The 22,822-nt window shown below is 71.6% G+C and carries 22 protein-coding genes; 16 read left to right on the top strand and 6 right to left on the bottom strand.

Features of this window, described 5'->3' with window-relative positions; all coding sequences use genetic code 11:
• The first annotated feature begins 21 nt into the window (after positions 1-21).
• From nth to marP, 4 genes are read left to right on the top strand one after another with little or no spacing between them, the layout of a single operon-like run.
• Positions 22-807, top strand: coding sequence for an endonuclease III (nth, locus tag FZ046_RS03505; RefSeq protein WP_070353076.1), 786 nt, complete (start codon positions 22-24; stop codon positions 805-807).
• Positions 804-1,451, top strand: a complete 648-nt coding sequence (locus FZ046_RS03500) for a TlpA family protein disulfide reductase (RefSeq protein ID WP_070353052.1) — start codon at positions 804-806, stop codon at positions 1,449-1,451. Before nth ends, FZ046_RS03500 begins: the two co-directional genes overlap by 4 nt.
• Positions 1,448-2,230, top strand: coding sequence for an NUDIX hydrolase (locus tag FZ046_RS03495; protein WP_070353051.1), 783 nt, complete (start codon positions 1,448-1,450; stop codon positions 2,228-2,230). Before FZ046_RS03500 ends, FZ046_RS03495 begins: the two co-directional genes overlap by 4 nt.
• A complete protein-coding gene (gene marP / locus FZ046_RS03490) occupies positions 2,227-3,414 on the top strand; it encodes an acid resistance serine protease MarP (RefSeq protein ID WP_070353050.1) in 1,188 nt (395 codons plus the stop codon). The genes FZ046_RS03495 and marP overlap by 4 nt, the downstream gene beginning before the upstream one ends.
• Here the strand turns inward: marP and FZ046_RS03485 are convergent.
• Together FZ046_RS03485 and FZ046_RS03480 are read right to left on the bottom strand one after the other, a co-directional pair.
• Positions 3,411-4,424, bottom strand: coding sequence for an alpha/beta fold hydrolase (locus FZ046_RS03485; RefSeq protein WP_070353049.1), 1,014 nt, complete (start codon positions 4,422-4,424; stop codon positions 3,411-3,413). The two genes, marP and FZ046_RS03485, sit on opposite strands and share 4 nt — an antisense overlap.
• Positions 4,424-4,933 (bottom strand): phage holin family protein, encoded by a 510-nt coding sequence (locus FZ046_RS03480; RefSeq protein ID WP_070353048.1) that lies wholly within the window; start codon positions 4,931-4,933, stop codon positions 4,424-4,426. The genes FZ046_RS03485 and FZ046_RS03480 overlap by 1 nt, the downstream gene beginning before the upstream one ends.
• A 197-nt stretch (positions 4,934-5,130) precedes the next feature.
• Here FZ046_RS03480 and FZ046_RS03475 point away from each other — a divergent pair, with 197 nt between their 5' ends.
• Entirely contained in the window at positions 5,131-5,796 is a 666-nt protein-coding gene (locus FZ046_RS03475; protein ID WP_070353075.1) for a chymotrypsin family serine protease, read from the top strand.
• Between the two features lie 40 nt (positions 5,797-5,836).
• On the opposite strand, the gene acs is transcribed toward FZ046_RS03475, so the two are convergent.
• Positions 5,837-7,804, bottom strand: a complete 1,968-nt coding sequence (gene acs, locus FZ046_RS03470; RefSeq protein WP_149484183.1) for an acetate--CoA ligase — start codon at positions 7,802-7,804, stop codon at positions 5,837-5,839.
• A gap of 157 nt (positions 7,805-7,961) precedes the next feature.
• Between acs and FZ046_RS03465 the strand changes: the two genes are divergently transcribed.
• On the top strand, positions 7,962-8,708 hold the full coding sequence (locus FZ046_RS03465) for a Fic family protein (RefSeq protein WP_070353046.1): 747 nt from the start codon (positions 7,962-7,964) through the stop codon (positions 8,706-8,708).
• A 420-nt stretch (positions 8,709-9,128) separates the two neighbouring features.
• Here FZ046_RS03465 and FZ046_RS03455 read toward each other — a convergent pair whose 3' ends face one another.
• Complete coding sequence (locus tag FZ046_RS03455; protein ID WP_083298210.1) at positions 9,129-9,998, bottom strand: HAD-IB family hydrolase; 870 nt, start codon at positions 9,996-9,998, stop codon at positions 9,129-9,131.
• Positions 9,999-10,512: 514 nt separating this feature from the next.
• Between FZ046_RS03455 and ssd the strand changes: the two genes are divergently transcribed.
• Genes ssd through FZ046_RS03420 form a run of 7 tightly spaced genes read left to right on the top strand, consistent with a single transcriptional unit; the run spans position 10,513 to position 15,000 of the window.
• Positions 10,513-11,571: a septum site-determining protein Ssd gene (gene ssd / locus FZ046_RS03450; RefSeq protein WP_070353074.1), complete on the top strand. Its 1,059-nt coding sequence runs from the start codon at positions 10,513-10,515 to the stop codon at positions 11,569-11,571.
• On the top strand, positions 11,568-12,728 hold the full coding sequence (locus FZ046_RS03445) for a TadA family conjugal transfer-associated ATPase (RefSeq protein WP_070353044.1): 1,161 nt from the start codon (positions 11,568-11,570) through the stop codon (positions 12,726-12,728). The genes ssd and FZ046_RS03445 overlap by 4 nt, the downstream gene beginning before the upstream one ends.
• Positions 12,725-13,510 (top strand): type II secretion system F family protein, encoded by a 786-nt coding sequence (locus FZ046_RS03440; protein ID WP_070353043.1) that lies wholly within the window; start codon positions 12,725-12,727, stop codon positions 13,508-13,510. The genes FZ046_RS03445 and FZ046_RS03440 overlap by 4 nt, the downstream gene beginning before the upstream one ends.
• Positions 13,507-14,070 carry a type II secretion system F family protein gene (locus tag FZ046_RS03435; RefSeq protein ID WP_070353042.1) on the top strand — a complete coding sequence of 188 codons (564 nt, stop codon included), beginning with the start codon at positions 13,507-13,509 and terminating at the stop codon, positions 14,068-14,070. The genes FZ046_RS03440 and FZ046_RS03435 overlap by 4 nt, the downstream gene beginning before the upstream one ends.
• 51 nt (positions 14,071-14,121) lie before the next feature.
• Entirely contained in the window at positions 14,122-14,346 is a 225-nt protein-coding gene (locus FZ046_RS27770; RefSeq protein ID WP_407664442.1) for a DUF4244 domain-containing protein, read from the top strand.
• A gap of 23 nt (positions 14,347-14,369) precedes the next feature.
• Positions 14,370-14,660: a TadE family type IV pilus minor pilin gene (locus FZ046_RS03425; RefSeq protein ID WP_070353041.1), complete on the top strand. Its 291-nt coding sequence runs from the start codon at positions 14,370-14,372 to the stop codon at positions 14,658-14,660.
• Positions 14,650-15,000, top strand: a complete 351-nt coding sequence (locus FZ046_RS03420) for an Rv3654c family TadE-like protein (protein WP_246182895.1) — start codon at positions 14,650-14,652, stop codon at positions 14,998-15,000. Before FZ046_RS03425 ends, FZ046_RS03420 begins: the two co-directional genes overlap by 11 nt.
• Here FZ046_RS03420 and FZ046_RS03415 read toward each other — a convergent pair.
• Positions 14,997-16,055, bottom strand: a complete 1,059-nt coding sequence (locus FZ046_RS03415) for a PAS domain-containing protein (protein ID WP_070353040.1) — start codon at positions 16,053-16,055, stop codon at positions 14,997-14,999. The two genes, FZ046_RS03420 and FZ046_RS03415, sit on opposite strands and share 4 nt — an antisense overlap.
• A gap of 296 nt (positions 16,056-16,351) precedes the next feature.
• Positions 16,352-18,691 (bottom strand): DNA 3'-5' helicase SftH, encoded by a 2,340-nt coding sequence (locus FZ046_RS03410; RefSeq protein WP_070353039.1) that lies wholly within the window; start codon positions 18,689-18,691, stop codon positions 16,352-16,354.
• A gap of 207 nt (positions 18,692-18,898) precedes the next feature.
• Between FZ046_RS03410 and FZ046_RS03405 the strand changes: the two genes are divergently transcribed.
• From FZ046_RS03405 to topA, 3 genes are all read left to right on the top strand, one after another.
• On the top strand, positions 18,899-19,102 hold the full coding sequence (locus FZ046_RS03405; protein ID WP_070353038.1) for a cold-shock protein: 204 nt from the start codon (positions 18,899-18,901) through the stop codon (positions 19,100-19,102).
• Between the two features lie 149 nt (positions 19,103-19,251).
• The gene (locus FZ046_RS03400; protein ID WP_070353037.1) at positions 19,252-19,848 is read left to right on the top strand and encodes a hypothetical protein; all 597 of its coding nucleotides are present in this window, start codon (positions 19,252-19,254) and stop codon (positions 19,846-19,848) included.
• A gap of 143 nt (positions 19,849-19,991) precedes the next feature.
• Positions 19,992-22,820 (top strand): type I DNA topoisomerase, encoded by a 2,829-nt coding sequence (gene topA / locus FZ046_RS03395; protein ID WP_070353036.1) that lies wholly within the window; start codon positions 19,992-19,994, stop codon positions 22,818-22,820.
• The last annotated feature ends 2 nt before the right edge of the window (positions 22,821-22,822 follow it).

Here is a 22,822-nt window from a genome sequence, read left to right as displayed (position 1 = left end):
TCGTCGGTCCCCATCAGTACGCTGAACTGCGTGGCAGCACGTGCGACGGCGAGCAAGGCGGCGCCGGAGAAGAAGTGGTCGACCGAGACGCACCTGGGCTTGACCCGGCGCGCCCGACGCATGAACCGCACACTCGCACAGGCGTTTCCACACGTCTACTGCGAACTCGACTTCACCAACCCGCTCGAACTCACCGTGGCGACCATCCTGTCGGCGCAGAGCACCGACAAGCGGGTCAACCTGACGACGCCGGCGTTGTTCGCGCGCTACCGCACCGCGGTCGACTACGCCGGCGCCGACCGTGCCGAACTCGAGGAGCTGATCCGGCCCACGGGCTTCTACCGCAACAAGGCCACGTCGCTGATGCGGCTCGGCCAGGAACTGGTGGAGCGCTTCGACGGCGAGGTCCCGCGCACCCTGGACGAACTCGTCACGCTGCCCGGGATCGGCCGCAAGACCGCCAACGTCGTGCTGGGCAACGCCTTCGACATCCCCGGGATCACCGTCGACACCCACTTCGGTCGGCTGGTCCGCCGCTGGCGGTGGACCGAGCTGGAGGATCCGGTGAAGGTGGAGCACGCGGTCGGCGAGCTGATCGAGCGCAAGGAATGGACCGTGCTCAGCCACCGCGTCATCTTCCACGGCCGTCGGGTGTGTCACGCGCGCAAGCCCGCGTGCGGAGTGTGCGTGCTGGCCAAGGACTGCCCGTCCTTCGGCGCCGGGCCCACCGACCCGGCCACCGCGGCCGTGCTCGTCAAGGGTCCGGAGACCGAGCACCTGCTGGCGCTGGCCGGGCTGGAGGCATGACCACCACCGCCCGGTGGACCGTGGTGGTCCTGGTGGTCTTCCTCGGGCTCGGCTTCGCCTTCTGGCGCGAACTCGACACCCCCGACCCGGTGACTGGTCCGGCATCGGCGGACGTCGCTCGCGACCACCGCGACGCCGACACCCCGCAGGCACTCGCCGGACCTCGGGCCGACGCCGCACTGACGCCCTGCCCGGCACCCGGCACCGGCGGAGGTCCGGCCCCGCTGAGCGGCATCACCCTGGAGTGCGCGGGGGACGGGTCGCCCGTCGACGTCGCACGGGCGGTGGCGGGCCGGGCGACGGTGCTGAACCTCTGGGCCTACTGGTGCGGACCGTGCGCCGACGAGCTGCCCGCCATGGCGGAGTACCAGCGCCGCATGGGCTCGGCGGTCAGCGTGCTGACGGTGCACCAGGACGAGAACGAGACCGCGGCGCTGCTGCGGCTCGCCGAGCTGGGCGTGCACCTCCCGACACTGCAGGACGGCCGCCGCCTGGTGGCCGCCGCACTGCGGGTCCCCAACGTGATGCCCGCGACGGTCGTCCTGCGCGCGGACGGTAGCGTTGCCGAGATCCTGCCCCGGTCGTTCGCCACTGCCGACGAGGTCGCGGAGGCGGTGAATCCACGGATCGGAGCACCCGGTTGAGCGCGGAACCCGACGCGGACCGCTTGGTCCCCGACGCGGCGCCGGCCTGGCTGCGTCCTCTTCTCGACGGCGTCGACGAGGTCTCGGCCGCGCAGTACCGGCACGTCCCCGCCGACGTGCGGGCCGCGTTCCGGGTCGCGAGCACCGCGGCCACCGTGGCGGGCACCCGCCGCGACGCATCGGTCCTGGTGCTGTTCTCCGGGCCGCGCGACGCCGCCGGGGACGGCCTGCCCGACGACGCCGACCTGCTGCTGACCGTGCGGGCGTCGACACTGCGCAACCATGCCGGGCAGGCCGCGTTCCCCGGCGGTGCCAGTGACCCCGAGGACACCGGGCCGGTGGCCACCGCGTTGCGCGAGGCCGAGGAGGAGACGGGGATCGACGTCACCCGGCTGACCCCGCTGGCCGTCCTCGACCGCATCTTCATCCCGCCGTCCGGGTTCCACGTCGTCCCCGTCCTCGCCTACTCGCCCGACCCCGGACCGGTCGGCGTCGTCAGCCCCGGCGAGACCGCCATCGTGGCGCGGGTGCCGGTGCGCGCCTTCACCAACCCGGAGAACCGGCTGATGGTGTACCGCAAGGAGCGGTCACGTCGGTACGCCGGTCCGGCCTTCCTGCTCAACCAGATGCTGGTGTGGGGTTTCACCGGGCAGGTCATCTCCGCCCTGCTCGACGTCGCGGGATGGGCACGGCCGTGGGACACCGACGACGTACGCGAACTGGACGGCGCAATGGCGCTCGTCCGGGCCACCAGCGGCTACGGTGAGGACCAACGATGACTTCCTCTCAGTGGCTGGACGCGGCCGTACTCGCCGTCGCCTTCGTCGCCGCCGTCTCCGGCTGGCGGTCGGGGGCGTTGGGCTCGTTGCTGTCCTTCGTCGGGGTGATCCTCGGCGCGGTGGCCGGCATCCTGCTGGCGCCGCACGTGGTGAGCCACGTGGACGGGGCGCGCACCAAGCTGTTCGTCACGCTGTTCCTCATCCTCGGCCTGGTGGTCATCGGCGAGATCGCCGGCGTGGTCCTCGGGCGGGCCGTGCGCGGCGCGATCCGCAACGGGACGCTGCGGGTGTTCGACTCCGTCGTCGGCGTGGCCCTGCAACTGGTGGCCGTGCTCATCGCCGCGTGGCTGCTCGCCACCCCGCTCACCTCGTCGGACCAGCCGAATCTGGCTGCTGCCGTGCGGGGTTCGCGGGTGCTGGCCCAGGTGAACGACGTCGCGCCGGCGTGGCTGCAGCGCGTGCCGACCCGGCTCTCGGCGCTGCTGGACACCTCCGGTCTGCCGGACGTCCTGCAGCCCTTCGGCCGGACCCCGATCGCCAACGTCGACGTCCCGGACGCCGGGCTCGCCACCGACCCGGTGGTCGCCAACACCCGCCCGTCGGTGCTGAAGATCCGCGGTGTCGCCAACAGCTGCCAGAAGGTGCTCGAGGGCAGCGGATTCGTCGTCGCGCCGAACCGCGTGATGTCGAATGCGCACGTCGTCGCCGGCTCGGAAACCGTGACCGTGGAGGCGGACGGACAGAGCTACGACGCGACCGTGGTGTCCTACGACCCCAACGCCGACATCTCGATCCTGGACGTGCCGAACCTGCCCTCGCCGCCGTTGACCTTCGACATGGTGGAGGCGCAGTCCGGCACCGACGCCGTCGTGCTCGGCTATCCCGGTGGCGGCGACTTCACGTCCACCCCGGCCCGGATCCGAGAGATCATCCAGCTCAACGGGCCCGACATCTACCACACCACGACGGTGACCCGCGAGGTCTACACCATCAGAGGCACCGTGCGGCAGGGCAATTCGGGCGGCCCGCTGATCGACCGCGACGGGCGCGTGTTGGGGGTCGTGTTCGGCGCGGCCGTCGACGACGCCGACACCGGATTCGTGCTCACCGCCAACGAGGTGGCCAAGCAGATGGCCCGCGTCGGCAGCTCGACACCCGTCCCGACGGGCGCCTGCATCTCCTAGGCGCCGTACACGCCGTCGAGGAACCGGCCGAACTGTGCGTTGACGGCCTCCGGCGCCTCCTCGTGGGCGAAGTGCCCGGCGCCCGCGATCGACACGTACCGCCCGTGCGGCGCCCAGCGCTGCGTCCGGATCACCGGATCGGCCAGGACGTAGGGGTCGGCGTCGCCGCGCAGGTGCAGCACCGGCACGGTGAGCGGCTGCTTCATCGACCTCATGAAGCGGTGTCCCTCGCTGCGCAGCTGCCCGCGCACCGCCCAGCGCTGATACTCCAGCGCCGAGTGCGCCGCGAACGGGATCTGGATGGCCCGGCGCAGGTGTCGCATCGACGCCGAGAAGTCTTCGGAGCCTTGCCATGTCGTGCTGGACCGGGCACGCACCAGCGTCTCGAGTTCGGCACCGTCGTCGCGGACCAGCCGCCGCTCCGGCCAGAACGGCACCTGGTAGCGCAGCATCCACGGCAGCAGTGCGCGGCCCTGGTCGCGCCGACGCAGCGTCGACGCGCGCAGGGCCGCCGGGTGCGGCGAACTCACCAGCGCGATGGACCGCACCACGCGCGGATGCAGCACGGAGGTCGCCCAGCACACCAGCCCGCCGTCGGCGTGGCCGATCAGCGTCGCCTTGTCGTGCCCGAGCGCGCGGACCAGACCGGCGGTGTCACCGGCCAGGGTCCAGCCGTCGTAGCCGCGGGGCGGTTTGTCGCTGCCGCCGTAGCCGCGCAGGTCGATCGCCACCACCCGCGCGCCGCGCAGCCCACGCAGCTGATGCCGCCAGGACCACCAGAACGACGCGAAGCCGTGCAGCAGGATGACCAGGGGACGCTCACCGTCGGCGGTGCGCAGGGGTGCGCCGGTGGAGTGTGCTTCGACCGGGTGTGCTTCGACCCTGTTCGCTTCTACGACGTGGAAGCGAATTCCGTTGGCGTGCACCTCGAGATGACGCCAGGGACCGTCGATGCGGGTGATCGACGGGTCGGGCGGCGGTCGACGGTCGCCGCCGCGGCCCCGGGCCACTACCAGCCCGACGGATCAGTCGTCGACGCCGGCGGGCCCGCGATGGCCGAGCGGGGCTTGTCCCCGCCCGGGGTCAGCGCCTCCTTGGTCTCCTTGACCGAGGCGATGGTCTCCCGCGGCCCGCGGATCTTGCGCACCTTCAGGTAGCCGAGGAACGCGAACAGCGCCGTGGTCAGCACCATCAGCCCGAACACGATCAGGTACGCCGCCCACTTCACCAGCCACAGGTCGAGCAGCTCGCCGATGAAGAAGAAGAAGAAGAACGTCGAGTAGAACAGCACCACCAGCGCGAGGATGAAGAAGACGCTGCCGGTGAGCCCCTTCTTGACGTCGCGGGTGATCTCGGCCTTGGCCAGTTCGACCTCGGCGCGCACCAGCGTCGACACCTGCGCCGTCGCGTCCTTGACCAGGTCGCCGATCGACGGGTCCGCCTTCGGGGCATGCGGATCCACCAGCGGGATCGACGCCACCGTCGTCGGCACGCCGTTCTTCCGGTCGGCACTACTCATGGGGCACGTCCTCCCGCGGTCGGGTCGTCACTGCGGATCATGTTGCCATGTCGTGACCGGCTCAACGATTCCGGCCGACGATAGACTGGCCGAGTTTCGCGAAACGCCCGTCGGGGCAGACATTGGGGATGCAGTTGACACACCGCTGGTACGCCGCTGCACGAAAGACCCTCGGCGCCGTCGCGTCGGCACTGGTGATGATGGTCGCGACCGTCGTCCTCGCCGTTCCCGCCCAGGCCGCCGACCCCGTCCCGCTCGGCGGGGGATCGGGCATCGTCGTCAACGGCGACACCTTCTGCACGCTGACCGCGATCGGCAACGACGACCGCGGCAACCTCATCGGCTTCACGTCCGCGCACTGCGGCGGACCGGGCGCACAGGTCTCGGCGGAAGCCGCCGAGGACCGCGGCGTCCTCGGCACGATGGTGGCCGGCAACGACGGCCTCGACTACGCCGTCATCCAGTTCGACCGCGCACTGGTGGCGCCGGTCGACAACGTCGACGGCTTCCAGATCGACGGCATCGGTCCCGACCCGTCCTTCGGCGAGGTCGCCTGCAAGCTGGGCCGCACCACGGGCTACTCCTGCGGCGTCACGTGGGGGCCGGGCAAGGAGCCGGGGACGATCGTCAACCAGGTCTGCGGTCAGCCCGGGGACTCCGGCGCCCCGGTGACGGTGAACAACCGACTCGTCGGCATGATCCACGGCGCGTTCAGCCAGGAACTGCCGACCTGCGTCGTGAAGTACGTCCCGCTGCACACCCCGGCGGTCACCATGTCGATCAACGCGGTGCTCGCCGACATCACCGCGAAAAACCGACCGGGTTCGGGCTTCGTCCCGGTCGGCTCCTCGCCGGCTGCCTGAGTCGCCGGCCGCCTGAGTCGCCGGCAGCCGTCTGGCGCCGCTACTTGCTGGCCCGGATCGCCTCGAACACACTGGGATCGACCAGCGTTGAGGTGTCGCCGAGTTCGCGACCCTCGGCGACGTCGCGCAGCAGCCGCCGCATGATCTTGCCGCTGCGGGTCTTGGGAAGCTCTGGTACGACGTGGATTTCGCGCGGCTTGGCGATCGGGGAGATCTCCTTGGCCACCTCGGCGCGCAGTTCCTCGACCATCCCCTCGGAGCCGCCGTGGGCGCTGGACTTGAGGATCACGAACGCGCAGATCGCCTGGCCGGTCTGATCGTCGCTCGCACCGACCACCGCGGCCTCGGCGACACCGGAGTGCCCGACGAGTGCGGACTCCACCTCGGCGGTCGAGATGCGGTGCCCCGATACGTTCATCACGTCGTCGATGCGGCCCAGGACCCAGATCTCGCCGTCGCTGCCGTAGCGGGCGCCGTCGCCGGCGAAGTACCACCCCTGCTGGGCGAAGCGCGACCAGTAGGTCTCCTTGAAGCGCTCCGGGTCACCCCAGATGCCGCGCAGCATGGACGGCCACGGCTTGTCAAGCACGAGGTAGCCGCTGGTCTGTTCGCCGTGGTCGGTCCCCGGTGTCAGCTGGTTGCCGTCGTCGTCGACGATCATCGCCGAGATGCCGGGCAGCGGCGTCATCGCCGAGCCGGGCTTGGCGTGGGTGACGCCGGGCAGCGGGGAGATCATGATCGAGCCGGTCTCGGTCTGCCACCACGTGTCGACGATCGGCGTCGCGTCGGCGCCGAACACCGTGCGGTACCAGCGCCATGCCTCGGGGTTGATGGGTTCGCCGACCGAGCCGAGCAGGCGCAGGCTGGACAGGTCGTGCTCGCCCGCGATCTGGCGGCCCCACTTCATGAACGTGCGGATCAGCGTCGGCGCGGTGTAGTAGATCGTCACGCCGAGCGACTCGATGATCTGGAAGTGCCGATGTTCGTCGGGCGAGCTGGGCGTGCCCTCGTAGACCACCTGGGTGACACCGTTCGACAGCGGTCCGTAGACGATGTAGGTGTGGCCGGTCACCCAGCCGATGTCGGCGGTGCACCAGTACACGTCCGACTCCGGCTTGACGTCGAACACGTTGTAGTGGGTGTAGCTGGACTGCACCAAGTAGCCGCCGCTGGTGTGCACGATGCCCTTCGGCTTGCCGGTCGTGCCGGACGTGTACAGCAGGAACAGCGGCTGCTCGGCGTCGAAGGCCTCGGGTTCGTGGTCGGGTGACGCCGCGTCGACCGCGTCGTGCCACCACATGTCGCGGCCCTCGGTCCACGGGGTGTCGATGCCGGTGCGCCGCACCACCACGACGTGCTCGACGGGACCTCCCTCGGCGGTCGTGAGCCCGCCCACCGCCTCGTCGACGGCCTCCTTGAGCGAGGCGGCCTTGCCGCGGCGGTACTGGCCGTCGGTGGTGATGACCATCTTCGCCTCGGCGTCCTCGATGCGGGCGCGCAGCGCGGAGGCGGAGAAGCCGGCGAACACGACGCTGTGCATGACGCCCAGCCGCGCGCACGCGAGCATCGAGACGATCGCCTCGGGCACCATCGGCATGTAGATCGCGACGCGGTCACCGGCCGTCAGTCCCAGTTCGGTGAAGGCGTTGGCGGCCTTGCACACCTCGTCCTTGAGCTGGGCGTAGGTGATGGTGCGCTGGTCGTCGACCGGCTCGCCCACCCAGTGGATGGCGACGCGGTCGCCGTTGCCGGCCTCGACGTGGCGGTCCACGCAGTTGTAGGCGACGTTCAGCCGGCCGCCGACGAACCACTTGGCGAACGGCGCCTCCGACCAGTCGAGGACGTCGGAGAATGGTGTCTCCCAGGCCAATCGGTTCGCCTGCTCGCCCCAGAACGCCAGCCGGTCGGCCTCGGCCCGATCGTAGAGGTCGGACGTGGCATTGGCGGTGGCCGCGAACTCCGCCGACGGCGCGTACGAGGACGGGGCTTCGGTGTGCGACTCGGTCATGGATGTGAGCGTAGTCACCGGCGTGCGACGCACCACCGAGAACTCACACCGACGGCTGCGGGCGGCGCCCCGAACGCGACGAACGAGCGTGCTGACGAGCCCAGCGGTCCCCGCGGTCGTGCCGGGACGCCCAGGGCAGGCACTACCGTGTGCAGGCGTGGCTGCCTCCGATCCCCTCGCCCCGCTGGCCGAGCTGCCCGGTGTCGCCGCTGCCGGCGACGAGGCGCGGGAGGCACTCGGCCGGGCTCACCGGCACCGCATCAACCTGCGCGGCTGGCCTGCGTCGGCCGCCGAGGCGTCGGTCCGCGCGGCGCGGGCGTCGTCGGTGCTCGACGGCGGCACGCTGGTGCTCGCCAACGCCGGCGAGTCCGACCCCATCCTGTCCGGGGCCTTGCGGGTGGCCGAGGCGCTCGAGGGTGGGGCCACCTCGCTCGTGGGGGTCTGGCAGCGGGCACCGCTGCAGGCCATCGCCCGGCTGCACGCGCTGGCCGCCTCGGACCTCACCGACGACGACCACCTGGGCCGACCCCGCTCCGACGCCGACGTGGGCCGCCGGCTCGAGCTGCTCGGCGACATCGTCACCGGCGGTACGCGCGTGCCGGCGCACGTCCTCGCCGCCGTCGCACACGGGGAACTGTTGACGCTGGCGCCGTTCGGCACGGCCGACGGCGTGGTGGCGCGCGCGGTCTCGCGGCTCATCACCATCAGCAGCGGTCTGGACCCGCACGGGCTCGGCGTGCCCGAGATGTACTGGATGCGGCAGTCCGGCGACTACCGCGCCGCCGCGCGCGGCTTCGCCTCGGGCACGCCCGACGGCCTGACGGCCTGGTTGGTCAACAGTGCGCGGGGATTGCACGCCGGCGCGCGCGAGGCGTTGAGCATCGCCCAGGCCATGAGCGAGTAACGCCAGCAAATCGAAGCGGGCGACGATCCGATGCACATCGGGTGATGTGTCTCGGCTCGCCGCCCGCTAGCACGGATACCGGTTACCAAGCGTGCTGTATGGGTTGCGTGGGTCGGCCTCGGCGTTCTTGCGCTGCGCCCCGGCGACGACCCCGCCCAAGAGGTCGCACGTCCGTCCGCTGTTCGCAATTCCGCAGGCCCGCAACGCTTCTGCCTCTATCGCGGCATGTGCTCCGCGTGGGTGCCCGTATCCGTGCTGGGCCGCTCGGTTCGGGAGATCGAGCCTTCTCTTCCGGCTCGGCCTTGGCCTCTCCTCGCGTCCGTGCCTCCTTTGTACTACGTGACCGCCATCACATCAAGGGGGGAATCCCGCGCGTCGCCGGAATGTGACGTCCTCTGTCCAGCTACTCCCCGGTAGGGGTCAGAACGCGAATCTGCGCAGCAACGAATACGTCAGTGCGCCGGCCGCGAGAGCGCTGGCGCCGACCGCCACGGTGGTGGCCACCGCGGCCCCGGACGGCGCGGGCAGACGGTCCCGCAGCGGGACGGGACGGGAGAACGTGCGCACCGGCCAGCCCCGCGCGCCGGCTTCCTTGCGCAGCGCACGGTCGGGGTTCACCACGGTGGGATGGCCTACCGACTCCAGCATCGGCAGGTCGGTGATGGAGTCCGAGTACGCATAGCAGTGCTCCAGCGAGTAGCCCTCGCGCGCAGCGAGTTCGCGGATCGCATCGACCTTGCCCTGGCCGTAGCAGTAGAACGCGACCTCGCCGGTGTACTTGCCGTCCTCGACCACCATGCGCGTCGCCATCGCGTGCGTGGCGCCGATGGCCCGGGCGATGGGCGCGACGATCTCCTCGCCGGACGCCGACACCACCACCACGTCGCGACCGCACAGCTTGTGGTCGGCGATGAGATTGGCGGCCTCGGCGAAGACCAGCGGGTCGACGATGTCGTGCAGCGTCTCGCCGACGATCGACGTAATCTGCTCGACGTCCCACCCGGTGCACATGGTGGTGATGTAGCTCCGCATGCGGTCCATCTGCTCGTGGTCGGCGCCCGACATGAGGAACAGGAACTGGGCGTAAGCCGACTTGAGCACGGTCCGCCGATTGATCAGCCCCTGATCGAAGAAGGGTTTGCTGAAGGCGAGCGTGCTCGACTTGGCGATCACGGTCTTGTCCAGGTCGAAGAACGCGGCGGTGCGCACGGGAACTTCGGCGTCGGCGGCGGGAACCGCGGCTGCGGTGCCGTCCGCGGCCGCGTCGGTGGCGGTCACGTGTCTCAGCATAGGTGCCGCGACCGCCGTGTCGCCGGGGTCCCGGGACCGGTGTGCCTCGGGGGTGGGCGATCAAGTGGCAGATCGGGCCAGCTGCGGGTCGCTGCAACTATCGAGGTCACGAGGTGATTTCGTTGTCAAACAGGACTTGCGCCCTGCCCTCGTGGCGTGTGTATAGTGAGCATTACTCGGCTTATGGCCGGGTGTGGATCAGCCCGACCCCCCGGGGCTGATACACGACGACCTCCGCCTCCTCCCCCCCTGGCGGGGGTCGTCCCTTTTCTGGGGGTGGTTTCCTCCGGCCGCCGCGCGCGCCGTCCGATGCGCGGTGTCGCCGCAGTTCAAGATCGTTTCGATGCCGGTGATGTTCGCCGAAACCGCACGCTCACGTGTCGCGGCGGGCTTCCCCGGGCGCCGGTCCGCACGGGAGTGGCAGGCCCCGCGAACCATCCACAGACGCGTCTTCATCCACAGGACCGCCCCGGCGGACAGTCCGGTGTCGGCCGCGCGCCGCACAGTGAGTTCCATGAGCACGGGAGTCCTGATCCTCGTCGGTGACGACGGTCTGCGCGGCGACGTGGACCGCGTCGCCGCCGCCGTCGGCGCCCGGGTAGTGCATGCCGACGAGCCGTCGAGTCACAAGGTGTGGACGTCGGCGGCCGCGGTCGTCCTCGACGACGATGCCCTCGCGCGCTGTCTGCCACTCGGCCTTCCCCGCCGTGGTGGGGTGCACCTGGTGACGGCCGCGGACCCGTCGCCCGCGCAGTGGCAGCGGGCGATGTCGCTCGGCGTGGAGCGCATCGTGCGGCTGCCGGATGAGGAGGCCGACCTCGTCGCGGCGCTGTCCGATGCGGGGGAGTCACCATCGGCACGGGGCCGGGGTGCGGTCGTGGCGGTGCTGGGCGGACGCGGCGGGGCCGGCGCATCGGTGTTCGCCGCCGCGCTCGCCATGGGCGCCGGGGAGGCGCTGCTGGTGGACCTCGATCCGTGGGGCGGTGGTCTCGACCTCATCATGGGCGGCGAGGCCGAGAGTGGTTTGCGCTGGCCGGATCTCACGCTCGGTGGCGGTCGGCTCGGTTACCGGGCGCTGCGCGATGCGCTGCCGCGGTGCGGCGACGTCGGCGTGCTGTCGGCGGGACGGGTGGCGCGCGAGATCGACGGGCGCGCCGCGAGCGCCGTCCTCGACGCGGGCAGCCGTGGCGGTGCCACCGTGGTGTGCGACCTCGCACGCCGGCCGTCCGAGGCGATCGAGGTGGTGCTCGACGCGGCCGACCTCGTCGTGGTGATCGCGTGCGCCGACCTGCGGGCGTGCGCCTCGACGGCGGCGGTCGCCGGCTGGGCGGCCGAGCGGAATGCCAACGTGGGCCTCGTCGTGCGGGGTCCGTCGCCCGGTGGCCTGCGCGGTACCGACGTCGCCGAGATTGGCGGTCTGCCGCTGCTGGCGACCATGCGTCCGCAGCCCCGGCTGGCGTACGCACTCGAACACGGCGGCCTGGCCGTGCGGCCGCGGTCGCCGCTCGCGATGGCGGCGCAGCGTGTGCTCGGGGTGCTGCGCGGGCACCCGCAGCACGAGCGCGTCGCATGAGCGCGTCGCTGGTCGACCGGGTCCGCGAGCGGTTGGCGGCCGACCCGGGCGGGTTGCGACCTGCGGCGGTGGCTGCCGCGATCCGCGCCGAGTCGGGTGGCGTGCTGGGCGACACCGAGGTGCTCGACGAGCTGCGCGTCATGCAGACCGAACTGTCCGGCGCGGGCATCCTGGAGCCGCTGCTGCGCGCGCCGGGCACCACCGACGTCTTGGTGACGGCGCCCGACGCCGTCTGGGTCGACGACGGAACGGGATTGCGCCGCAGCAGCGTTCGCTTCGACGACGACGCGGCGGTCCGCCGGCTGGCGCAGCGGTTGGCACTGCTGGTCGGTCGCCGCCTCGACGACGCCCAACCGTGGGTCGACGGGCAGCTGCAGGGGTTCGGCGTGTTCGCGGTGCGCCTGCACGCCGTGCTGCCGCCGGTCGCCGAGCACGGTACGTGCCTTTCGCTGCGCGTGCTGCGGCCCGCGACCCAGGACCTGGCGGCGCTCGCGGCCGGCGGTGCGCTCGCCCCCGCCGCGGCCCCGCTACTCGGCGAGATCATCGGGGCGCGGCTGGCCTTCCTGGTGTCCGGTGGCACCGGTGCGGGCAAGACGACGCTGCTGTCGGCGGCGCTCGGTGCGGTCGCCGCGGACGAGCGCATCGTGTGCGTCGAGGACGCCTCGGAGCTGTCACCCCGTCATCCGCACCTGGTGAAGCTGGTGGCGCGGCCGGCGAACGTCGAGGGCGTCGGCGAGGTCACGGTGCGCGACCTGGTGCGACAGGCACTGCGGATGCGACCCGACCGCATCGTCGTCGGCGAGGTCCGCGGCGGCGAGGTGGTCGACCTGCTGGCCGCGCTCAACACCGGACACGACGGGGGCGCGGGCACGGTGCACGCCAACAGCCCCGCCGAGATCCCGGCGCGGTTGGAGGCGTTGGCCGCCGTCGGCGGCTTGGACCGGGCGGCGTTGCACAGTCAACTGGCCGCGGCCGTGCAGGTGGTGCTGCACGTCGCGCGCGACGCGTCGGGGCGTCGACGCCTCGACGAGATCGCGGTGCTGACAGGCGATCCGAATGGCTGCGTGGTGGTCGAGACCGCCTGGAACGTCCGTGACGGCGAGGGCGTCGGTCTGCCGCGGTTGCGCTCGCTACTCGACGGTCGGGGACGTCGATGACCGTCGCGGCGCTGGCACTGGCCGCCGCGGTGCTCGTCCTGCCGGCCACGCCCCGCCGCCGCCTCGTCGCGGCACGTCCGCGACGTCGCCGCGGAGGGCGCCGCGCAGCACTCCTCGGCGTCGTGGCCGGGGCGGCGACGTGTGCGGTCGTGTTGCCTGCGGGAGTCGCCGCGGCGGCCGGCGTGGCGGCCGGGACGCTGTGGTCGCGGCGGCGCTCTGCTGCGTCGGCACGGGCGCGGACCGCCGAGGCGGTGGAGTTGCAGGGCGGTTTGGCCATCCTGATCGGCGAACTGCGGATCGGCGCGCACCCGGTGCTCGCCGTCGCGGCGGCGGCCCGCGAGTCGCGCGGAACGGTCGGTTCCGCCCTGGCGGAGGTGGCGGCCCGTGCACGCCTCGGCGCCGACGTGGGCGTCGGATTGGGCGCGGTGGCCGTCGGATCATCGGCGGGCGCGTACTGGCAACGGCTCGCGGAGAGCTGGCGTCTGGCCTCGGAGTACGGGTTGGCCGTCGGCGCCTTGCTGCGCACCGCGGAGCGCGACATCACCGAGCGGGAGCGCTTCGCGTCGCGGGTGCGGGCCGGCATGGCCGGCGCCCGGGCCACGGCGGTGATCCTGGCCGGGCTTCCCGTGCTGGGCATCGGTCTCGGCCACCTCATCGGCGCCGAGCCGTTGAGCCTGCTGCTGTCCGACGGCTGGGGAGGCTGGCTGCTGTGCGCGGGCACGGTGCTCGTCTGCCTGGGTCTGACGTGGTCGGACCGCATCGTCGCCCAGGTGCTGCCGTGACGGCGGCCGCGGTGCTGCTCGCGGTGGCGGTGCTGCTGGGCGGGCCGAGCACCCATCGGCTGACTGCACCCGCCCGGCCGGCGCCGGCGTCAGGCGCGCGACGCGATGACGATCCGCTGGCGCTGGCGTCGAGCCTCGACGTCTTCGCGGCCTGCCTGCACGCGGGGCTGACGGTGGCCGACGCCGCCACGGCGGCTGCGCAGTCCGCGCCGCGGGTCCTCGCGCCGGTGCTGAGCCGGGCGGCCGGACTGCTGACGCTGGGTGCCGAGCCGGCGCGGGCGTGGGCCGACACGCCCGGCGACCCGGTCGCGGTCGCGGCGCTGCTGCGGCTCGCGCGCCAGTCGGCGTCATCGGGAACCGCGCTGGCGCAGGGCGTCGCCGAACTGGCCGACCAGTCGCGCCAGGACGCGGCCGATGCCGCGAAGGCCGCATCCGAACGCGCCGCGGTGCTGATCGCCGGGCCGCTCGGCCTGTGCTTCCTGCCCGCCTTCCTGTGCCTGGGCATCGTGCCCGTCGTCGTCGGACTGGCGGGCGACGTCCTCGAGACGGGACTGTGGTGAACCACGATGCCGGCGGACGGTCCGCCGGCATCATCGGAGAGGGGAACGACGTTGTCGAAGAACGTGATTCGGGGGCTCAGGGCAAGGGCGCGAGGTGTCAGGGCACGGTGGGCGCTGCTGATCGTCGACGAGACCGGCATGAGCACGGTGGAATACGCCATCGGGACGATCGCGGCGGCCGCATTCGGCGCAATCCTGTACTCGGTGGTCACCGGCGATTCGATCGTCGGCGCGCTGACCAATCTGATCAGCCGGGCACTGACCACCAACGTCTGAGCGGCGATGCGGGCAGCGTCACGGTGGAGGCCGCGATTGCGGTCGCCACGCTGGCGGCGGTGCTGCTGGTCTGCGTCGGCGGGCTCGCGGCGGTGGTCACCCACGTGCGGTGCGTCGACGCGGCGCGCGAGGCCGCGCGGTTGGCGGCCCGCGGGGAGGACGCCGCGGGAGTGCCGCGGCCCTCGGGGGCCACGGTCCGGGTGGATCGGCGGGCCGATGAGGTGCTGGTCCGGGTCAGCGCGACCTCGCCGCTGCTGCCGGGCCTGGTGGTCGCCGCGGAGGCGGTGGCAGCGGTGGAACCGGGTGTGCGATGACGATGGTTTCGCGACGGTGCTGGCGGCGGCCCTGGTCGCGGTGCTGGTGGCGGTGGGCATCGGCGGCGCCGCCGTGGGCGTGGCGGTGGCGGCGCGCCATCGCGCGCAGTCGGCAGCGGACCTGGCTGCGCTGGCCGCCGCCTACCGCGTCGGTCTCGGTGCCGAGGCGGCGTGCCGGCGCGCCGAGTCGATCGCGGGAGCCGGCGGCGCCACGGTCACCGCCTGCGTCGTCGAGGCGCTCGACGTGGTGGTCACGGTGAACGTCGCGGCGCGGTGGGGCGATTGGTCGCTGGGCACGGCGGTGGCGGCGGCGCGGGCGGGCCCGGTGGAGGCGGCTTAGGTGCGTGCGGCTCCGCCGCGCAACGCCGCCCGCCACGGCCGCGTCCGAGCGGCGAAGCCGGCGAGTTCGTGCTCGGTGGGCAGCCGCAGCGACAGCAGGCCCGCCCATACCCCGCCGTCGAGTTCGATGCGGTGGATGGTGACGTGAATCGGCACCCACCCGCCGCCGTTGGCACGCAATCGCAGCACGCGTGACGTGCCGGCGGTCTCGAATTCGGCCGTCATGCCCGCGATCTCGTCGGCGTCATCGGGGTGGGTGAGGGGTGCGTCGTCGGAGCGGGCGCGCCAGTCGTAGAACGGGCACGGGTCGTCGAGCCACTTCAGCAGCGCCCACGACTGCAGGTCGACCAGCGCGCGGTGCACACCGGTCTGCGCGGAGCCGTCGAGCACGTCCTGGGCCAAACCGGCTGGGGTGACGGTGTTCTCGTCGCGCACGGTCCGCCAGTTCATCGCGCGGCAGATCGTCACGTCGGGACCGCCGTCGCTCTCCTGCATGATCCGGGCGACGAAGCCGACGGTGATCGGTTCACCACGGTGGTCGGTGAGGTCCCAGGTGGTGCAGTAGACGATGCCGGGTTCGGGCTTGATCGCCGCCGAGAGTGCATGCGCCTCGCGGGCGTTGAGGTCGCGGGTCGGCAGGTCCTCGGCGAAGGCGCGGCCGTGGGTGGCCTCCACCGACGGGTCGCGCCCGCCGTTGAACAACGATTCGGGGGTGTCGGTGGCGATCCGGTTGGTGAGGTCCCACTTCAGCGGCCCGGGCAGCGCTCGTTCGGGCGGCTGCGCGTCCGGCGGCCCGGTCCACACGTGCACGCCGTGGATGACGCCGTCGGTCATCTGCACCACTTCGGTGCGGATCACGCGGTCGTGCTTGGGGGTGATGCTGCTCAGTGGCTGCCCGCCGCGGACGGTCTCGCCGATCGCGGTCTGGATCGCCATCAGGCCGGGGTCGCGACGCAGGTAGGTGCTGATCGGCACCATGTCCTTGGTCTCCGCGCCGTGGGCGACCACGACCGGTTCGGTGCCGAGTGTCTCCACTAGGAGCCAGTCGTGCGCCATGGCGGCATCCTACCGTCGTCGGCTGGCCGTTCCGGTTGATCGGCGATGGTACGAAATTCGAAGGACGCGGCCGCTCGCGGCCGCCCGCATGGCGCTCGCGGCCACGGAAACGCCTTGCGGCGGACCTCGTCACGGAGTATTTTCCCCGCCGTACCCCGCTCGTCGGGAACCGTGACGGATCGCGTTGTGCCAATGGTTGTCACCACTGCCGCGCCACTGCTCCGGAGCGGCCGGTGAGCGCGTCGGGGATCCGTGGCCGACGACCATCGAGGGGTGGGTCGTCACCACGGGTGGGGTCACGACGGGGGCTTCGTCAGCTCGCCGAGGACGAGTCGCAGCACGCTGATCGCGCCGGCCTTGTCCAACGGGTCGTTGCCGTTGCCGCACTTGGGTGAATGCACGCACGACGGACAGCCCATCGGGCACTCGCACGCCTCGATCGCCTCCGCCGTCGCCGACCACCACGTGCTGAGCTGCCGGAACCCGCGGTCGGCGAAGCCCGCCCCGCCCGGATGCCCGTCGTAGACGAAGATCGACGGCAGCCCGTCCTCGGGCCCGATCGCCGTCGACACCCCGCCGATGTCACCGCGGTCGCAGCTCGCCACCAGCGGAAGCAGGCCGATCGACGCATGTTCGGCGGCGTGCAACGACCCGGGAAAGCGCGTCGGCTCGATCCCGTTGCGCAGCAAGGCCTCCGGCGTGATCGTGCACATCACCGCGATGGTGTCCAGCGTCTGCGTCGGCATGTCGAGTTCGATGGAGTCGATCACCTCGCCGTTGAGCCGGCGTCGCAGATAGCTCACCACCGTGTGCGACACCGACACCGGCACCAGGCCGATCGTCACGTCGCCGTGGCGGCGGCGTTCGCCACGTCCGGTGACCACGATGTCGGTGACCTCGCGTGCCGAGGTGGTGTAGCCGGGATCCTCGGCGTGCACGAAGGCGATTCCGGCCTCGAAGTCCAGCGTGTCGACCACGTAGGTCTCGCCGCGGAGCAGGTACACCGCACCGGGGTGGATGGACGACGGCGCCTGTCCCGCGCCGGTCGTGCCGAGCATCCGTCCGGTCTCGGCCTCCAGGATCGCGATCTGGCCGCCCGACGAGCCACGGATGTCCACCGCCGGATGGGGTTCCAGGCCGGGTGCGGGGAAGTAGCCGCTGGGTCTGCGGCGCAGCAGACCGTCGTCGACGAGCGTCGCGGCGACGGCCTCGGCGTTCCAGGTCCGCACCTCCGCATCGGTCAACGGCAGTTCCGTTGCCGCACAGAGCAGATGCGGCCCCAGCACGTACGGGTTGGTCGGGTCGATGACGACGCGTTCGATCGGCTTGTCCAGCAGTGCCGCCGGGTGGTGCACCAGGTAGGTGTCCAGGGGATCGTCGCGGGCGATCATGACGATCAGCGCAGTCTGCCCCCGCCGCCCGGCCCGGCCGGCCTGCTGCCAGAACGACGCGACCGTGCCGGGGAAACCCGCCAGCACCACCGCGTCCAGGCCGGCGATGTCGATGCCGAGTTCCAGCGCGTTGGTGGTGGCCAGCCCGCGGAGCCGGCCGTCGCTCAGCGCGGCCTCCAGCGCGCGGCGCTCCTCGGCCAGGTACCCGGCGCGGTAGGACGCCACCTGCTCGACCAGTTCCGGCGCCACCGTCTCCAGCCGGGCCCGGGCACCGAGCGCGGTCAGTTCGGCGCCGCGCCGGGACCGGACGAACGTCAGCGTCCGGGCCCCCTCCGCCATCAGGTCGGCCATCACCCGGGCGGCTTCGGCGCCCGCGGATCGTCGCACCGGGGCGCCGTGTTCGCCCACCAGGTCCTCGCGCAGCGCCGGCTCCCACAGCGCGACGGTGCGGCCGCCGTGCGGGGAGCCGTCCTCGGTCACCTCGACGACCGTCTGGCCCAGCAGCTCCGACGCCGTCTCGGCCGGTGCGGCGGTGGTGGCGCTGGCGAAGATCACCGTCGGCACGCGGCTGTCGGGGGAGTACTTGGCGCACAGCCGGGTCAGGCGGCGCAGCACCATGGCGACGTTGGAGCCGAAGATGCCGCGGTAGTGGTGACACTCGTCGACGACGATGAAGCGCAGGTTCCGCAGGAACACCGCCCAGCGCGCGTGGTTGCGCAGCAACGACAGGTGCACCATGTCCGGGTTGGAGAAGATCCAGCGCGACCGCTCCCGCGCGTACTGCCGTGCCTCGGTGGTGCTGTCGCCGTCGTAGGAGCAGGGCCCGACGTCGTTGAGCCGGTCGATGACGTCGGTGAACGCCTGCGCGGCCCGCAACTGGTCGTGGCCGAGTGCCTTGGTCGGCGACAGGTACAGCGCGCGGGCGCGCGGTTCGTCGGCGAGCGCGCTGAGGATGGGGAGCTGGTAGGCCAGCGACTTGCCCGACGCCGTGCCGGTGCTCAGCACGACGTGGCGGCCGGAGTGCGCGAGATCGGCGGCCACCACCTGGTGCGTCCACGGCTCGGCGATGCCGCACTCGACGAATGCGTCGACGACGTCGGGCGGCGTCCAGTGCGGCCACGGGCGCCGGTGCGCGCCGCGCGGCGCGAGGTCGGCCACGTGCCGCAGCGGGTGGTCGTCGGATTCCGCACCCGCGACCGCACTGTCGAGCAGTTCGCGGCCGAAGTCCGATGCGCGACCCGACACCCGACGCCCCCTCTTCTCGCTCGTCGTGACGGGTTCTCGACAGGCCTGGAGTTGCCCGATCACCCCAGGTTAATAGTTGGCCACGTGATGGCTACGAGACTGTCGCACCAGCCCTGATCGTGATTGACTTGGGGCGGTCGGAGAGCGCTCGGTTCGTCGAAGCCCGACGAAGCGCACCCGATGTAGTAGAAGGAAAGAAGCACGAAGATGCCACAGGGAACGGTCAAGTGGTTCAACCCGGAGAAGGGCTACGGGTTCATCGAGCAGGAAGATGGCGGCGGCGACGTCTTCGTGCACTACAAGCAGATCCAGTCCAACGGATTCCGCACTCTCGAAGAGAACCAGAAGGTCGAGTTCGAGATCGAGCAGAGCCCCAAGGGCCCGCAGGCGCTCAGCGTCCGCACCCTCTGATCGACCCCCAGGTCCACCCAGCACCCCCGTAGATCCGGCAACGGAACTGCGGGGGTTTGCTCTCGGCGGGTGCGCGCGCAGCACGTCGCCCGACGGCGCGTCGGCGCAGCGGGCCCGGTTTCGTCGCGCGCTGGCCTAGGGTCGGGGTCGTGAGCCAGCTGTCCTTCTTCTCGGCTGAGGCGGTGCCGCCCGCGGTCGCCGACCTCACCGGGCTCCTCGCCGCCGCGGGGCAGGTGCTGGTGGTGGGCAGCGGACCGGACGGACCGAAGGGCGCCCGCATCTCGGTGGTCGTGGACCGGGCCTGGCGCGCCGAGGCGCTGGCCGCGCTGATCGACGAGGCCGGGCTGACGCCGGAGATCTCCCGGACCGACGAGAACACGCCGCTGGTGCGCACCGCCGTGGACGCGCGGCTGCTGCCGATCGCCGCGGAGTGGACCCGCGGCGCGGTGAAGACGGTGCCGCCCGCCTGGCTTCCCGGGCCGCGCGAGCTGCGGGCCTGGACGCTGGCCGCGGGCAGCCCCGAGGCCGACCGCTACCTGTTGGGTTTGGATCCGCACGCGCCGGATACGCATTCCGCACTGGCATCGGCGCTGATGCGGGTGGGCATCGCCCCGACGCTCATCGGGACCAGGGGGACGCGCCCGGCGCTGCGGATCAGCGGCCGCCGGCGCCTGTTGCGCCTGGTGGAGAACGTCGGGGAACCGCCCGGCGACACCGAGGCGTTCTCGATGTGGCCGCATTCATGAGCTGTGGATAAAGCCTTCCCCGGGAAGAGCCGGTTTGCGTAGGCTGCCGCGGAATGCGAAATTGTGAGTTGCCGGGGGCCTGGAGCGGGGAGGACATCCCGATTCCGGACGCCCGTGCGACATAGAAGTGGAGTGTTACGAGCTTGGCTGACCAGAATGGTGGCAGCGGCAACGGGAGGGTGCGGCGACTCGTCATAGTCGAGTCGCCGACCAAGGCGCGCAAGATCGCGGGTTACCTCGGCTCCAACTACGTCGTCGAATCGTCCCGCGGCCACATCCGCGACCTGCCGCGCGCGGCGGCCGACGTGCCGGCCAAGTACAAGTCCGAACCGTGGGCCCGCCTCGGGGTCAACGTCGACGCGGACTTCGAACCGCTCTACATCGTCAGCCCGGAGAAGAAGAACACCGTCACCGAGCTGAAGGGCCTGCTCAAGGACGTCGACGAACTCTATCTCGCGACGGACGGCGACCGCGAGGGCGAGGCGATCGCCTGGCACCTGCTAGAGACGCTGAAGCCGCGCATCCCGGTCAAGCGGATGGTGTTCCACGAGATCACCGAGCCGGCCATCCGGGCGGCCGCCGAGAGCCCCCGTGACCTCGACATCGACCTCGTCGACGCCCAGGAGACGCGCCGCATCCTCGACCGGCTGTACGGCTACGAGGTCTCGCCGGTGTTGTGGAAGAAGGTCGCGCCGAAGCTGTCGGCGGGCCGCGTGCAGTCGGTGGCGACCCGCATCATCGTGCAGCGCGAACGCGAGCGCATGGCGTTCCGCAGCGCCGGCTACTGGGACGTCACCGCCGAACTCGACGCGAGCGTCTCCGATGCGCAAGCGGCCCCGCCGACGTTCACCGCCAAGCTCAACACCGTCGACGGCCGCCGCGTGGCCAGCGGCCGCGACTTCGACTCGCTGGGGCGGGTGCGCAAGCCCGACGAGGTGCTGGTGCTCGACGAGGCCTCGGCGACCGGTCTGGTCGGTGGGCTGCGCGGCGCGCAGCTCGCGGTGTCCTCGGTCGAGCAGAAGCCCTACACCCGCCGGCCCTACGCGCCGTTCATGACGTCGACGCTGCAGCAGGAGGCGGGCCGCAAGCTGCGCTTCTCCTCCGAGCGCACCATGAGCATCGCGCAGCGGCTGTACGAGAACGGCTACATCACCTACATGCGTACCGACTCCACGACGCTGTCGGAGTCGGCGATCAACGCCGCGCGCAACCAGGCCCGCCAGCTGTACGGCGAGGAGTACGTGCATCCCACGGCGCGGCAGTACACCCGCAAGGTGAAGAACGCGCAGGAGGCCCACGAGGCCATCCGGCCCGCGGGCGACGTGTTCCAGACCCCGGGCCAGCTGCACGCCCAGCTCGACACCGACGAATTCCGGCTCTACGAGCTGATCTGGCAGCGCACCGTCGCCTCGCAGATGGCCGACGCCCGCGGTACGACGCTCTCGCTGCGCATCTCGGGCGCCGCCCGTACCGGTGAGCAGGTCGTGTTCAACGCGTCCGGCCGCACCATCACGTTCGCCGGCTTCCTCAAGGCCTACGTGGAGAGCCTCGACGAGCAGGCCGGTGGCGAGGCCGACGACGCCGAGAGCCGCCTGCCGAACCTGACGCAGGGCCAGCGCGTCGACGCCGCCGACCTCACCGCCGACGGGCACATGACCAGCCCGCCGGCCCGCTACACCGAGGCGTCGCTGATCAAGGCGCTCGAGGAGCTGGGCATCGGCCGGCCGTCGACGTACTCGTCGATCATCAAGACGATTCAGGACCGCGGCTACGTGCACAAGAAGGGCAGCGCCCTGGTGCCGTCCTGGGTGGCGTTCGCCGTGATCGGGTTGCTGGAGCAGCACTTCGGCCGCCTGGTGGACTACGACTTCACCGCCGCCATGGAGGACGAACTCGACGCCATCGCCTCCGGCAACGAGCGACGGAGCAACTGGCTCAACAACTTCTACTTCGGCGGCGAGCACGGCGTCGACGGGTCAATCGCCCGGGCGGGCGGCCTCAAGAAGCTGGTGGGTGGCAACCTCGAGGAGATCGACGCCCGAGAAGTCAACTCCATCAAGCTGTTCGACGACGAGCAGGGGCGCGCCATCAACGTGCGCGTCGGCCGCAACGGCGCCTACCTCGAGCGCATGGTCGAGGACCCGGACAACCCGGGCGAACTCAAGCCGCAGCGTGCCAACCTCAAGGACGAGCTGACGCCCGACGAGCTGACGCTGGAACTCGCCGAGAAGCTCTTCGCCACACCGCAGGAGGGGCGCTCGCTCGGCGTCGACCCGGAGACCGGGCACGAGATCGTCGCCAAGGACGGCCGGTACGGGCCGTACGTCACCGAGGTGTTGCCGGCGCCGCCGGACGAACCGGAAGACGGCGTGGGCGCCAAGAAGGGCAAGAAGCCGACCGGGCCGAAGCCGCGCACCGGGTCGCTGCTGCGCTCGATGGACCTCGAGACGGTGACGTTGGAGGATGCGCTGCGTCTGCTCTCGCTGCCGCGCGTCGTCGGCGTCGACCCGCAGAGCAACGAGGAGATCACCGCCCAGAACGGCCGCTACGGCCCATACCTCAAGCGCGGCACGGACTCTCGCTCTCTGGCCACCGAAGAGCAGATGTTCGACATCACGCTCGAGGAGGCGCTCAAGATCTACGCCGAGCCCAAGCGGCGCGGCCGGCAGGCAGCGGCGACCCCGCCGCTACGCGAACTCGGCGTCGACCCGGTGTCGGAGAAGCCGATGGTCATCAAGGACGGCCGGTTCGGTCCGTACGTCACCGACGGTGAGACCAACGCCAGTCTGCGCAAGGGCGACGACGTCATGTCGATCACCGATGCGCGGGCCTCCGAGCTGCTCGCCGATCGTCGTGCCCGCGGGCCGGTGAAGAAGAAGGCCGCCAAGAAGACGCCGGCCAAGAAGACCGCCGCGAAGAAGACGGTGGCGAAGAAGTCGCCCGCCAAGAAGGCCGCGGCGAAGAAGGCCTGACG

Source organism: Mycolicibacterium grossiae (assembly GCF_008329645.1).
Lineage (GTDB): Bacteria > Actinomycetota > Actinomycetes > Mycobacteriales > Mycobacteriaceae > Mycobacterium > Mycobacterium grossiae.
This window is presented reverse-complemented; position numbering and strand designations above follow the sequence as displayed.

Coding starts and splice junctions, on each gene's coding strand:
- FZ046_RS03405 (WP_070353038.1), top strand. CDS start 18,899: ATGCCACAGGGAACGGTCAAGTGGTTCAACCCGGAGAAGGGCTACGGG.
- FZ046_RS03480 (WP_070353048.1), bottom strand. CDS start 4,933: ATGAGTAGTGCCGACCGGAAGAACGGCGTGCCGACGACGGTGGCGTCG.
- FZ046_RS03475 (WP_070353075.1), top strand. CDS start 5,131: ATGATGGTCGCGACCGTCGTCCTCGCCGTTCCCGCCCAGGCCGCCGAC.
- marP (WP_070353050.1), top strand. CDS start 2,227: ATGACTTCCTCTCAGTGGCTGGACGCGGCCGTACTCGCCGTCGCCTTC.
- FZ046_RS03415 (WP_070353040.1), bottom strand. CDS start 16,055: ATGGCGCACGACTGGCTCCTAGTGGAGACACTCGGCACCGAACCGGTC.
- FZ046_RS03445 (WP_070353044.1), top strand. CDS start 11,568: ATGAGCGCGTCGCTGGTCGACCGGGTCCGCGAGCGGTTGGCGGCCGAC.
- acs (WP_149484183.1), bottom strand. CDS start 7,804: ATGACCGAGTCGCACACCGAAGCCCCGTCCTCGTACGCGCCGTCGGCG.
- ssd (WP_070353074.1), top strand. CDS start 10,513: ATGAGCACGGGAGTCCTGATCCTCGTCGGTGACGACGGTCTGCGCGGC.
- FZ046_RS03455 (WP_083298210.1), bottom strand. CDS start 9,998: ATGCTGAGACACGTGACCGCCACCGACGCGGCCGCGGACGGCACCGCA.
- FZ046_RS03440 (WP_070353043.1), top strand. CDS start 12,725: ATGACCGTCGCGGCGCTGGCACTGGCCGCCGCGGTGCTCGTCCTGCCG.
- FZ046_RS03500 (WP_070353052.1), top strand. CDS start 804: ATGACCACCACCGCCCGGTGGACCGTGGTGGTCCTGGTGGTCTTCCTC.